This is a genomic window from Streptomyces sp. NPDC024017 (genome assembly GCF_040638895.1).
Taxonomy (GTDB): Bacteria; Actinomycetota; Actinomycetes; order Streptomycetales; family Streptomycetaceae; genus Streptomyces.
This window is the reverse complement of the sequence record NZ_JBEZYZ010000007.1, coordinates 491,449-503,809: the sequence shown is the minus strand read 5'-3', so window position 1 is coordinate 503,809 and position 12,361 is coordinate 491,449. Positions and strand designations below refer to the sequence as shown.

At 68.8% G+C, this 12,361-nt stretch carries 13 protein-coding genes and 3 pseudogenes; 9 read left to right on the top strand and 7 right to left on the bottom strand.

Annotation, left to right across the window (positions count from 1 at the left end):
* Positions 1-24: 24 nt before the first annotated feature.
* The 4 genes from AB0G20_RS21980 to AB0G20_RS21965 all read right to left on the bottom strand — a co-directional run bounded on the left by AB0G20_RS21980 (position 25) and on the right by AB0G20_RS21965 (position 2,569).
* Positions 25-1,329 (bottom strand): HAMP domain-containing sensor histidine kinase, encoded by a 1,305-nt coding sequence (locus tag AB0G20_RS21980; protein ID WP_361304985.1) that lies wholly within the window; start codon positions 1,327-1,329, stop codon positions 25-27.
* Positions 1,326-2,015, bottom strand: a complete 690-nt coding sequence (locus AB0G20_RS21975) for a response regulator transcription factor (protein ID WP_031144502.1) — start codon at positions 2,013-2,015, stop codon at positions 1,326-1,328. Before AB0G20_RS21975 ends, AB0G20_RS21980 begins: the two co-directional genes overlap by 4 nt.
* Before the next feature lie 113 nt (positions 2,016-2,128).
* Positions 2,129-2,317, bottom strand: coding sequence for a hypothetical protein (locus AB0G20_RS21970; RefSeq protein ID WP_361304983.1), 189 nt, complete (start codon positions 2,315-2,317; stop codon positions 2,129-2,131).
* 84 nt (positions 2,318-2,401) lie between these two features.
* Positions 2,402-2,569, bottom strand: a complete 168-nt coding sequence (locus AB0G20_RS21965) for a hypothetical protein (protein WP_234335411.1) — start codon at positions 2,567-2,569, stop codon at positions 2,402-2,404.
* 222 nt (positions 2,570-2,791) lie between these two features.
* Here AB0G20_RS21965 and AB0G20_RS21960 point away from each other — a divergent pair.
* The 4 genes and pseudogenes from AB0G20_RS21960 to AB0G20_RS21945 form a co-directional block, all read left to right on the top strand.
* A pseudogene (locus AB0G20_RS21960) lies at positions 2,792-3,022 on the top strand (dihydrofolate reductase); the annotation flags it as partial.
* 21 nt (positions 3,023-3,043) lie between these two features.
* The gene (locus AB0G20_RS21955) at positions 3,044-3,217 is read left to right on the top strand and encodes a hypothetical protein (protein WP_361304980.1); all 174 of its coding nucleotides are present in this window, start codon (positions 3,044-3,046) and stop codon (positions 3,215-3,217) included.
* On the top strand, positions 3,214-3,486 hold the full coding sequence (locus AB0G20_RS21950) for a zinc-binding dehydrogenase (RefSeq protein ID WP_361304978.1): 273 nt from the start codon (positions 3,214-3,216) through the stop codon (positions 3,484-3,486). Before AB0G20_RS21955 ends, AB0G20_RS21950 begins: the two co-directional genes overlap by 4 nt.
* 255 nt (positions 3,487-3,741) lie before the next feature.
* Positions 3,742-4,311, top strand: a complete 570-nt coding sequence (locus AB0G20_RS21945) for a hypothetical protein (RefSeq protein ID WP_361304976.1) — start codon at positions 3,742-3,744, stop codon at positions 4,309-4,311.
* A 657-nt stretch (positions 4,312-4,968) separates the two neighbouring features.
* Here the strand turns inward: AB0G20_RS21945 and AB0G20_RS21940 are convergent.
* The 3 genes from AB0G20_RS21940 to AB0G20_RS21930 form a co-directional block, all read right to left on the bottom strand.
* Positions 4,969-5,160 (bottom strand): hypothetical protein, encoded by a 192-nt coding sequence (locus AB0G20_RS21940; protein ID WP_361304974.1) that lies wholly within the window; start codon positions 5,158-5,160, stop codon positions 4,969-4,971.
* 488 nt (positions 5,161-5,648) lie between these two features.
* On the bottom strand, positions 5,649-6,146 hold the full coding sequence (locus tag AB0G20_RS21935) for a hypothetical protein (RefSeq protein WP_361304972.1): 498 nt from the start codon (positions 6,144-6,146) through the stop codon (positions 5,649-5,651).
* Positions 6,147-6,317: 171 nt separating this feature from the next.
* Positions 6,318-6,512 carry a DUF6336 family protein gene (locus AB0G20_RS21930; RefSeq protein ID WP_361304970.1) on the bottom strand — a complete coding sequence of 65 codons (195 nt, stop codon included), beginning with the start codon at positions 6,510-6,512 and terminating at the stop codon, positions 6,318-6,320.
* Between the two features lie 283 nt (positions 6,513-6,795).
* Here AB0G20_RS21930 and AB0G20_RS21925 point away from each other — a divergent pair.
* From AB0G20_RS21925 to AB0G20_RS21905, 5 genes and pseudogenes are all read left to right on the top strand, one after another.
* A pseudogene (locus AB0G20_RS21925) lies at positions 6,796-7,245 on the top strand (lamin tail domain-containing protein).
* Positions 7,246-7,321: 76 nt separating this feature from the next.
* On the top strand, positions 7,322-7,462 hold the full coding sequence (locus AB0G20_RS21920; protein WP_361304968.1) for a hypothetical protein: 141 nt from the start codon (positions 7,322-7,324) through the stop codon (positions 7,460-7,462).
* A gap of 179 nt (positions 7,463-7,641) precedes the next feature.
* Positions 7,642-9,111, top strand: coding sequence for a VWA domain-containing protein (locus AB0G20_RS21915; protein WP_361304966.1), 1,470 nt, complete (start codon positions 7,642-7,644; stop codon positions 9,109-9,111).
* A gap of 904 nt (positions 9,112-10,015) precedes the next feature.
* The gene (locus tag AB0G20_RS21910) at positions 10,016-11,479 is read left to right on the top strand and encodes an MFS transporter (protein ID WP_361304964.1); all 1,464 of its coding nucleotides are present in this window, start codon (positions 10,016-10,018) and stop codon (positions 11,477-11,479) included.
* A gap of 75 nt (positions 11,480-11,554) precedes the next feature.
* Positions 11,555-12,360, top strand: a pseudogene (locus tag AB0G20_RS21905) (IS5 family transposase).
* Position 12,361 lies beyond the last annotated feature (1 nt).

Below are 12,361 nucleotides of genomic sequence, written 5' to 3'. Positions count from 1 at the left end.
GTCACCTCACCCCGCACCGGTCCCTCACGCGTCAGCGAGTACGAACGACACCCGCACCCGGGCGCCGCCCAACGGCGCCCGGGTGATCGTCAGTTCACCGTCCGCCGCGCGGGACGCGCGGGCCACGATGTCCAGGCCCAGCCCCGTCGAACCGCCGACGCTCACACCCCGCGTGAGCGCTGCGTCGGGGTCCGCCACGCCCGGTCCCGCGTCGTCGACCGTGAGAAACACGTGCCGATCCGTCCGCTCCACGCGCACGGCGAAGGCGGTGCCCTCCGGGGTGTGCCGGAAGACATTGCCGATCAGGGCATCGATGACGGCCGCGAGGTCGTCCTCGGGGAAGGCGACGGGCACCAGTCGCGGCGTCAGGGAACGCTCGTAGGGCCGCCCTTGCTTGGCAGCGAGGACCGACCAGAAGTCCAGACGCATGGCGACCACCTCTGCGACATCGCACGCCTTCGCCGCGCCGACCGCCGCACGGGCCGACTGCGCCGACGCCAGCGGTGTACGGGCCGCGGCGATGATCGAGTCCAGTTCGCTCTCCAGCTGGCCGGCCGCCTCCGCGACCCGCCGGGCGCTGGGCGTCGACCCCATCCGGTCGGCCTCCAGGTAGAGAGCGGTCAACGGAGTGCGCAGCCGGTGCGAGAGGTCGGCGACCAGCTCGCGTTCCACGGCGAGCAGGTCGAGGACGCGGTCGGCCATGGTGTTGAACGCCGCACCGGCCTCCTGCAGTTCGGGCGGGCCGTCGGGTTCGACCCGCACGTCCAGGTCGCCGGAGCCGAGAGCCAGTGAGGCACGCTTGAGAGTGCGCGAGGAGCGGACGACGCGGGCGCCGAGCCGGTCGGCCACGAGTACCGAACCGCCGACCAGACCCAGCGCGAGCAGCGCCATGACGCCCCAGGACGCGGCCACGCCCCGTGTGAGATCCGCGGACGGCACGAAGGCTTCCACGACCGCGACCCGGTCGCCCTGCAGGACGACGGGCTGGAGGTAGACCCAGCCGCCGGCGGTGTCCACGGCCAGCGTCTCGCGCCCGCGCACGGCCCGGTCGAGCGCGTCCTGCGGCGCGTGCGGCGTGCCGACGAAGTCGCCGTCGGGCAGACGCACGACGAGCTGGTCGGAGGAGCCGAGCTCGGCGACGGCCTGCTGCACGTCGGCGCGCCGGGTGGTGAGGGCGAGCACCGGAGACAGGGCGGACGCCCGCTGCTCGGCGGCCGTGGTGGCCCGGTCCCGTACCTGTTCGCGCACGAGGAGGGCGAGGGGGATGAGGAAGGACAGAGCCACCATTGAGGTGACGGCCAGGGCGATCCCGGCGAGGGCACGTCTCATGGCGAGCTGACCAACTTGATGCCCAGGCCGCGAACCGTGCGCAGATAGCGGGGCTTTCGCGCCTTCTCGCCCATCTTGCGGCGGAGCGCGGAGAGGTGGACGTCGACCGTCTGGTCCTCGACGTACGGCTGCTGCCACACCTCGGCGAGTATGCGCTGCCGGGTGACGACCTGGTCGGCGTGGGCGGCGAGGTAGGCGAGCAGATCGAACTCGCGGCGGGTCAGAGGCAGTTCCCGGCCGGCCAGGTGCGCGGTGCGCGCCGTCGGGTCGATGCGCAGGTCTGCCACCTGCAGGACGGGCCGCCGGGCCGCAGTCACGTCGGCAGGCACGGACCGGCGCAGCACGGCGGCGAGCCGGGCGGCGAGCTGGCCGCCGGAGAAGGGCTTGACCAGGTAGTCGTCGGCCCCCGCGTTGAGCAACCGGATGATCTCGCTCTCGTCGTCACGTGCGGTGGCGACCAGGACCGGCACGCGGGAAATGCCCCGGATCATGCGCAGCACGTCCAGGCCGTCGAGATCGGGCAGCCCCAGGTCCAGCACCACGATGTCCGGCGGGCTCTGGGTGATCTCGCGCAGCGCCTCGAAACCCTGATGGGTGGTCCTGACCGCGTAGCCATGCCCGGTCAGGACCTCGATCAGCGCGGCCCGGATGACGGGGTCGTCCTCGACGACAAGTACGGAGGCCATGAGCAGGCACGTTAGCCGGTCCGTCACTATGGTGTCGTGTCCCGCCTCCTGCGCTACCTGATCATATGGCTGGCCTGCACGGCAGCCAGTGTCACCGCTGTCATCCTCACGATTCACTTCGTGGTGGGGTCGACCCGGCCGACCGCGCCGGTCGCGCAGTCCGCGCCGAGCAAGCCCCTGAAGCCCCCGCGGCCGAGCCCCACCACCGCGAAACCCTCCCCGAGTCCGTCGACGAGCAGCCGCAGGCCCAGCTCGCCACCCCGCAGCAGCGAGCCGGCGACCGATCCCAGCCCGACGCCCACGCCCACCCCCACCGGCCGCACGAGTTCCCCGGGGGCGCCGACCGGCGCGGACGACTCGGGGTGCCAGGAAGGCGGCGCCGGCGTCTACACGGTGCCGTCCGAGGGCGGCAAGGTCACCGTGCGGTTCGGCGACGACGCGGTCTGCCTGATCTCGGCCGTGCCGAACCAGGGGTTCACGGTGAGCACGAGCCGGCCCCAGGCACAGACACTCACGGTGACGTTCTCGGCCAGCCGCCACCGGTCGGAAGTCACCGCCACAACCCAGCCACAGAGCCGAGCCAGCGTCCGCGAGGTGTCGTGGTGACACCCCCTTGCACGAATCCTCTGGAAGTCGAGCACGAGACGGAAAGGACAGGGGGCCTACGTGAACATCAGCGATACCCAGCTCCAGACGGCCCGGCTCACATCCGCCTTGGAGCCACTCCGATCAGACATGAGCGATGAGTTCGGGCAGTCGGCCGGGTCTGCCCTGGTATGACTCGCATCATCGCTGACATCTCTGTCTCTCTGGACGGCTTCGTCACCGGGCCCGACCCCGGCCCGCGCAACGGTCTGGGCACTGGCGGCGAAGCCCTGCACACCTGGGCGTTCTCCGAAGACCCCGACGACCGGTGGGTCCTGCGCGAGGCGACCGCCCGCTCAGGCGCCGTCGTCCTCGGTCGCCGGCTTTTCGATGTCGTCGACGGGCCAGAAGGCTGGGACGACTCGTCCGTCTAGGAGGCCGATGTGCCCGATCCGTCGGCGGGGCCGGGCCAGACTCTGGTCCAGGTGGAGGCCGGGGGTGTCAACTTCGGCGACATCAAGCAGATCGCGGGCGAGCACACCGACGGTCCGTACGCCCCCCAAGGTCCGTCCTCGACGCCGCCCTGGACACCCTCGGGCCCCTCGGCCGGCTGGTGACCTACGGCGCCTCGTCCCGGCAGGCAGCCGCCGCGATCGCGCCGAGCCGCCTGGCGGTGGACAGCATCACCGTCGCCGGCTTCTGGGTCATCCCGCTCATCGCCAGGAACGGCACCGCCGGTGCGGAACTGGCGCAGCTGCTCGACCTCACGGCACGCGGTCACCTGCGGCCCTTGGTCGGCGCGGAGTACGACCTGGCCCGGGCCCGCGACGCGGCCGAGGACCTGCTGGGTCGCCGTACCAAGGGGAAACTTGTCCTGCGCCCCTGATGACACACACCCGGCCTGCAGCCACCGGTAGCAGACCGTCCGGCCCGGACCGCCGTGCGCACACCGCCCACCGCGCCCTCGTCCTGCGGGTGATCGGGGCCCCTTGTGCCCGTACGTACTCCTCCCCCACCACTGACGTTACTGGCGTCCCGTGCTGTCCTTCCCGCGCAACGGCCGCTCTGAGCGCCGCTGCTCAGACCGACTGAGTAGCAGAGCGCTGCCGCGCGTCCCTCCGGGGCGGCTTTGATCGACGGCATGAAGTCGAAGATCGTGGTCCCCGTGCTCGGTGTCGCCCTGATGTCTCTCCTCGGGCTGACGGCCAAGGCGTGCGAGACGATACAGGGCGGGCCCGTGCACAGCACCGAGGAGTTCCGTGACCATGTCCGCGCCACCACCCGGGCCGGCGAGGATGTCTACCGCGCGCTGTCCCCGGCGCCGGCCAAGGAGCCGTACGCCTCCCGGCAGGGCAGCTCCTCGTGCGTGGACGACATCGGCTTCGACGATACCGGCGTCAGCCGGGACGAGCCCTTCTTCACCTGGGACCTGGACTTCGCCAGCGACGACGACTACCGCGCGGCGCTGGCATCCCTCCGGGCCACCTGGCGCGAGGACGGCCGCACCGTCGAGGAGGTCGACAACGGCATCGCCGCCACCCTCGACGGCGGCATCCGGGTCACCCTCCACCTCGACTACTACGACGGCGAGCCCGAACTGCGCGCCGAGGGCACGTGTATGCGCTACCGGCACAGTTACGGCGACGCATACGACTACATGTACGACGACAACGGAGACGGGACGATCGACGAATACGAGCGGCCGAACTGAGCTCGCGGGAGCAGCCGCGAACAGCCCTGAGGACCTCAGGCCGCAACTCGTCGGCGCGCACTTCACCACCGACAGCCGCGCGGCCGCCGGTAAGCAGCAACCCGGCCACCAATCAGCAGGTCGCGGTGACACGGCGTCATGTTGTAGGTGCCAGACGCAGCAGTTCGGCGCGACGTTCGATTGCGGTTGTCCTCATGGGTGGGATCCCTTCAACCGCGGAGCCGTCTCGACACAGCACGCGCGGCAGAGAGCCACGAGGAACATCCGGACCATGCAGCGGTGCCCAGCCGAGTTGGCTTCTGCACAGCGTGCTCGATGTCGGGCCGAGCACAGGCAGGGACCCCGCCGGGCCCACCGGGCGGAATTCGACCACAGCGGGCAGCTGCGGGGCCTGGTCGCTGGGTCGACGCGCCCGCCGCCCACCCGAATGCCGTGGCGCTCTCGCCGAGGTAGTACGTCGCGCAGCTGCGCAGGTGGCACGTGGTCAGGTCTGGCGAGATCGTTGTTCGACCACGACAACCCCATGGTGCCCGGCGTCGACCACCCCGGCCCCGACAGCGCCGGCCGCCTCGAAGGCGAAGCAGATGGCTGACCCCATCGTCGCTCCGACGTGTGATTCGTTGGAGAGGCGGCCAGGAGGCGGTCCATGCGGTCCTGTTAGCGGTGCAGATCCTCGGCCCATCCCGGGACGACGAGATACTGAACGGTGCTCACGGTGATCGCGGCCTCCCCCAGTCGGCCAACAGGAGCGATACCACCGGCACGAACCCACTGGTCCCACATGACGTCGTCCATCAGCTCGCTCAACACGTCGGTGCCGGCGCGTTCCAGTAGCAGTTTCACCAGCATGGAGGAGGCCTTGGTGCATGCACGGACCACCTCGCACAGCAGGCGCGCTTCTGCTCGCTCGACTGACTGGACCAGGTCGGGCAGTCCGTGAGCGGGGAGAGTGCGCGCAGGTCGATTCCGGCTGTGTCGGCCGCGAGGTGGGCATCGGTGATCCGGTCGAGCTGCTCAGGCGGTCCGCGCCTCTTCCCGCTCAGCGAGCTCGATCACGGCCAATTCTTACCAGGTATCGATGAGGGCAGTGAGATCTGCCTCGTCGAGACCTGGGTCGCCAGCTTCGGGGCGATGCCGCACGCCCTCGCAAATCTGATCCTCGGCGTGATGCCTTGCTGGTTCGTCACCACAACACGGAGCACGCGCTTCCTCCGAGCGGCCCGACCTGCGGGCGCAGCGGCACATCCGATGGATGGGCAGCCAGGAAGTCCAAGCAGGATGCGGGACACCCCCCAGCCGTACGTTCCGGCAGCCGTGAACAGTACAGAACTCAACGCTTACAGGGTGGGCGAGCGGTGCGTGGGGGCTGACGCCGGCACGCCGTCTTCCAAGGCGCGCATGAGCCGCAAGGGAACACGCAAGAACACGATCAGCGTGCCCAACACGGTGGCGTGACCAAAGCCCCAGATCGCGGTCACCACGACGACGTCGTCCAAGAACTCGACGCCAGGCGGCCGCGCGGAGGCGAGCCACAGAATGAGACCAACCTCCGCTATGAAGTGGGCCGCGGCCATGAGGAGCCAGTACGTAACACCAAATACGGAGTGGACCCACGGCAGCATGGCGCGGTAGTTGCGGAAGACCCAGAAGACCCAGCCATAGAACCTCAGGGGATCCGCCGGTCCCGCCCCTGCTTCAACGTCTTCCCTGGCGGCCGCCACTACGGCGTCGGCTTTGCTGTCCCAGTAGGCGTAGACGACCCGGGACTCCGCCGCGCACATCAGCATGACAAGCGGAATGACGGTCACCATGGCCGACGCGAACTCGGTGCTCATCTTTGTAGCCACGCGGTAGTTCCCCTCCACCCGAGTAACAGGTGGACACTAGCGGGACACATCTACACCTTCCACCACTACCGGCTGGATGCCCGGCGGCCTCGACTAAGGCGCGGCCTGGCCCGTGACGGTGTGCCAGTCGCGGCAGCGCCGGATGTCTTCCCCGCAGGTTTACCAGAAGAAGAGCTCGAGGAGGGTCCCCACCACGGCTATGAAAGCGGCGGCCAATCCGACGACGCCGGGGAACATCCTGCGGTCGTGGTGGTCGCCGACGAACAGTGAGATCACCCCGAGCAGGGGCACAGCGGCCAGCCCGTACAGGGCACCACACGCCGCCACGTCCCGCATTCGGAGCAGGGGTCGCATGATCGCGTCCTCGGTGCGAGGTCGTTCCGGGCCTCGATCTGCCCCGGCCCGCGTCTCACCACTCGCCGAGGCCATCAGGTGGAGGCAAGTGGCGCCGATGGCCGGGCCTCCACCGCTGCAGGCAACGTACCTCCACGTCCTTCGAAGGGGTGAAGGCCCTTCCGCTGCGCAACCACCGGACACGGGTGCGTCTCCTGCACAGGCGACACCACCCGCTCAACCATGGGGAGCCCGCTCTTACCGCAAGAACCTCGTCACGGCTGCCGCTGTTGCCGCCGGCGCACTGACCGCCCTGTCCGTTGTTCCGGCACACGCGGCCGAGTACAGCTCGGCGTTGAAGATCCGCGGAGTGCAGTACGACGCGACGCGCCGGGACTCCAACAGCTGCCCCTCGGGCAACACCGACCAGGAGTACCTGACGGTGAAGAACTACTCGTCCCGCTCGACGATCAACCTGAAGGGCTACGTCGTCAAAGACGCCACCGGCAACCGCTTCACCTTCACCGCCAACCACTACCTGCAGCCCGGCGACTACGTGAAGCTGCGCGGCGGCCACGGCACCGACTCCGACACCCACAACGTCGTCTACCGCGACAACTGCAACTTCCTCTGAAACAACGACAAAGACACCATCTACCTCTCCAAGCCATCAGGCAGCCGCGCCGACGTCCACGCCTACAGCAAGTCCAGCGGCGACCCCGGCGACAACGGATACATCAACTTCCACGGCTGAGCCCCCACCACCACCCGGCCCCGGGCCGCCCCCAGCCCGCCTCGGCTCATGGCTGTGGGGTGTCGGTGAGGCGAAGATGCCAGCCCTGCGATTCCAGCGCATCAGTGCCCAGCGCACCACCGCCTGGCCGGTCGGCGAACACACCGAACGCCCGCGCAGCTTCACCCTCTCGCTCGCGCGCATCGGGTCTTGGATGACCACTGCCCGCCACACCTGACGAAGGCTCCGGTACCCGCGGCTTCGATTACGCCGCGAGGATCTCGGAGCGTTCGACAAGGCGACCGCCCTCGAAGCGGGGCCCCCACACTCCGAGACAGTGGAGCCGCAGCGGTCCAACGTGTTGCGCTACCCCGAGACGACGAAACAACAATAGAAGTTTCTGGGCAGACTGGGCGCATGACAGCGACATCGATGACCAAGGGCGGCAACCTTCCCGTCGCCGCCAAGGCGGTGCAGGTCGAGCTCGGCTGGTCCGGGGGTCCCGGTGCCCCGGACGCCGATGCCTCGGCCCTGCTGCTCCGTGCCGACGGGCGGGTGAGGGACGATGGGGACTTCGTCTTCTACAACCAGCCCCAGCACGTCTCGGGTGCCGTGCGTCATTTGGGGAAGCGGCGGGACGGTGGCGGTACGACGGACACCCTCGGCGTGGATCTGGGCGCTCTGGAACCGGAGATCGAGCGGGTCGTTCTCGGCGCTTCCGCGGACGGGGGCACCTTCGGCCAGTTGTCCGGTCTGCGGCTGCTGCTGCTCGATGCCGGGACGGGTAGGCAGCTGGCGTTGTTCGAGATGGAGGCAACGACGGAGACGGCGTTCATCGGCGGAGAGCTGTACCGGCGGGCCGGTCAGTGGAAGTTCCGCGCGGTGGGACAGGGGTACGCGTCCGGACTCGCGGGCCTGGCAACCGACTTCGGAATCAGCGTGGACGAAGAACCGGGCGCCACCGCGTCGACGGCTTCCTCCGCGGGCACGCCCGCCCCCACGTTCCCATCCACGCCCGCCGCCCCGGCGCCCACGCCTGCCGTCGCGAGCGCTCCGCCCCAGCCTGGCCCTCCCACCCCACCCCGGCCCCCGATGACCCCCGCCCCGGACGCCTCCTCCCCGCGACTCGTCAAGGGCGAGGAGCAGTTGCCGGTGGACATGCGCAAGCGGCTCTCCTTGCGCAAAGAGCAGGTGGCCGTCAGTCTTCGCAAGCACGGAGCGGAGGGAGTGACCGCGCGCGTCATCCTGGTCCTGGACGCCTCCGGGTCGATGTCGTTCCTGTACTCGAAGGGTGTCGTGGCCGACGTCGTGGAGCGGATGGCTGCGGTGGCCGCGCAGCTCGACGACGACGGTGAAATGCAGGCGTGGACGTTCGCGTCGAACCCGGCTCGGCTGCCGGACCTCGCCCTAGGAGACCTGCCGGAGTGGCTGCAGCGTCATGTCCGGGTCGGTGAACTGACGCTGTTCCGGCGCAAGAAGCCGCGGAAGGGTCTGCTGCCGGGCCAGGTGGACATGCGCGCGGTCGGGGTCCAGAACGAGGAGCAGAAGGTGATCGCGGAGGTGCGGACGTACGTCCGTGAGTACCCGGCGGCAGCCCCCACGCTGGTGCTCTTCTTCTCCGACGGCGGCGTCTACCGAAACAAGGAGATCGAGACCGAGCTGCGGGAGGCGGTGGACGAACCAGTCTTCTGGCAGTTCGTCGGACTAGGGCGCTCAAACTACGGCGTGCTGGAGCGGTTCGACACCCTGCCGGGCCGGCGGGTCGACAACGTGGGGTTCTTCGCCGTCGACGACATCAGCGGCGTACCGGATGCGGAGCTCTACGACCGGCTGCTGTCCCAGTTCCCGTCGTGGATGCGCGAGGCACGACGGCTGAGCATCATCTGAGCCGGCAACCGGTCCGGACGTAGAGATGAGGGCCCTGAGCCTGCTTGCTGACCCGCCAGATCTTGTAGTCGTCCTCCGGCCGGGCTCCGCAATCCTGGGAGCTGGGAAGAGGTCAGTGCTCTCATCCGCGCTCTCGACGGGGAGCCATCGTTCTTCCGGCCGCACTGGCAAGAGGGACACCAGTCCTCCTCGCCGCATCTGCCGGCGATCGCGGAGACTCCAACCAACCGCCTCAAACGTCGGACTCGTCGCACCCGGCGAGTCCGCGCAATCTGCCGACCTCGATCGCTAGGGCGTAACAAACGGTTCTCTGCCGGAGCAAGATCGTAAAACCTCGTAAACCTGGCACCGGACCCTCGCCGTCCCCGGTTCGGTTCTCAGATCCTGTTCTCACCCAGAGGTGACCCACACCCTGTGGCTCGGCAGCTTGGGAGGTATCGAACCTTTTCCTGCACCGATGTTCCGGCCAACTATCGGCCGGAGGGGCCAAGTAGCGATCGTCGTCACAGACGGCTGTGACTTTGATCCATAGATGGCAAGGCTGGGCTCCCGAAGAGCCAGGTGGGGGCGTTCCGTTGACTTCTTGTTGGCGGGTCCGTTGAACGTTGGTTGGCAAGTCCGGACGTCAGGCCGTCACGTTCAGTGGCGAAGCAGCGGCTCAGCTTGTCCTCACCTTTGCGCTGGCCACCCACGCGAACCTCCGGGTAGAGACAAAAAGGTGTGGCCTAGGTTGCTTGCTGCTCAGTACGGTCGCGGCCATGGCGATCGTGGGGGCTCCGAGATGGATGGTTCGACGCGCGGACACGGGCGAGCTGGCTGTGCTTGTGCAGCTTGCGCGACGGACAGCGTCCACTGCTGATGAACCGGACGTGACCAAGCGACTGGGTGGGTGAGGAGCGCCTCCGTGTCCACCGTTCCCGTGGCTCGCGATAGCGGACGATCCTGGGCCCTGCTGCTCGTTCTGTGCGGAACGATTTTCCTAGAGGGCAGCGATGTCGCCATGTTGGCCGTTGCCGTCCCCACCATTCGCGCCGATCTCGGGCTGACCACCGGCACCGCGGCGTGGGTGATGAGTGGCTACGTGCTCGGCTACGCCGGTTTCACCCTGCTCGGCGGCCGCGCCGCCGATCTGCTGGGCAGGCGGCGGATGTTCCTCACCTGGCTGGGCGTCTTCCTGGTCTTCTCCACGCTGGGCGGCTTCGCGACCGACGGCTGGATGCTGGTCGTGGCCCGGTTCATCACCGGCGTGGCGGCGGCCTTCATGACCCCCGCCGCCATGTCGATCATCACGACCTCGTATCCGGAAGGGCCGCAGCGCGACAAGGCCCTGCTCGTCTTCGCCGGCGTCGGCGCCGGCGGCTTCTCGCTGGGCCTCGTCATCGGCGGGCTGCTGACCGAACTCGGCTGGCGCTGGGTGTTCTTCGCCCCGGTGTTCCTGGCCGGCGCCATCCTGCTCGCGGCGCTCAGGCTTCTGCCGGCCGAGACCCGCCCCGAGCCCGCACAGCACGGCTACGACCTGGCCGGCGCGGCCAGCGCCGCCGCCGCGATGCTGCTGCTCGCCTACGGCATCGTCCGGCTCGAGCACCGCGGCAAAGGGCTCGGGCTGACCCTTGGCGCGCTCGCCGCCGGGCTCACGCTGCTGGCGGCGTTCATCGTGATCGAACGGCGCGCCAAAACGCCGCTCGTCCGGCTCGGGATCTTCCGCAAGGCCGCAATGGTGCGGGCCGACCTCGCCGCGCTGCTCTTTCTGGGCGCATTTTTCGGCTTCCAGTTCATCATCACGCTCTACCTGCAGGAGCTGCGCGGCTGGTCCTCCCTGCAGACCGCGATCGCGCTGATCGTCATGGGCTGCGACGCCGTGCTTGCGCCGACCCTCACCCCGCGCCTGGTGAACCGCTACGGCAACAGCCGGGTGATCTTCGGCGGCTTCCTGCTGGCGATCGTGGCCTACGGGCTCTTCCTGCTGGTCCAGGTGGACTGGTCATACGCGGCCATGTTCCCGAGCCTGATCATCGCGGGCACCGCCTTCGCCCTCGCCTACGGTCCGCTCACCATCGCGGCGACCGACAGCGTGGCCAAGGAGGAGCAGGGCCTGGCCGGCGGGCTGCTGTACACGTTCACCCAGTTCGGCTCGGCGGTCGGGATCTCCGCAGTGACCGCGGTGTACGGGATCGCCGCAGCCGACGCCGATGGCTCACCGGACGCGGCGCTGAACGCCTACCGCACCGCGCTTGTCGTCCCGGTGGTCATGGTGCTGCTGGGGGCGGCGGTCTCCGCCTTCGGCCTCCGCAGCACCAGGACCGCCAGCCAGCGGAAGAGCGCGGCGCCCGCGGCCCGCGACGAGGTCAACAACGGCGTTCCAGGGTGAGAGCTCGTAACAGGATCTTGTTGAAGTGCCCTGATCGGTCGTGACTGTTGTGACGATCTGAGCGTTCAGGTGGGTGTGACGAATCGGCCGTGGATCGTGGACGACGACTCGTGGGCGCTGATCGAACCGTTGCTGCCGCCCTGGCCCGAGCGGTCGCCGGGGCCGAAACCAGTGCCGGACCGGTTGTGCCTGCAGGGCATCCTGTACGTCCTGCACCAGAACATCGCCTGGCAACTCTTGCCCGTTGAGCTGGGGTTCGGCTCCGGACAGACCTGCTGGCGGCGTCTGGATCGCTGGCAGCAGACAGGGGGCTTCGACCAGTTGCACCGCATTCGCTCGCGAAACTGAACGCGGACGGCGAGCTCGACTGGTCCCGCGCGTGCGTGGATGGCTCCCACGTTCGCGCGAAAAGGAGGACCCGCGACCGGCCCGTCGCCAGTCGACCGGCGCAAGACAGGCAGCAAGCACCACCTGATCCGCGACGGGAAGGGTACCCCGCTCAAGGCGCTCACCACCGCGGCAAACGTCAATGACATCACCCAGACCCTCACCCTTGTCGACGGCATTCCGCCCGTCGCTGGACGTCCGGGCCATCCCCGCCGACGCCCCGACGCCCTGCTGGGCGACAAGGCGTACGGCTCCCGGACCGTCCGTCGTGAACTACGCCATCGGCGGATCGTTCCGGTGATCTCCCGCAAGGTGCGCCGAACATCCAGGGACTGGGCAAGCTCCGCTATGTCGTCGAGCAGACCTTCGCCCTGCTCCACCAGTTCAAACGCCTCGCCGTCCGATGAGAACGACGCCTCGAACTCCACAACACCTTCCTCTCGTTGGCCTGCAGCCTGGTCTGCTGGCGGCGCCTGAAGAGGAAGCACTCATGAA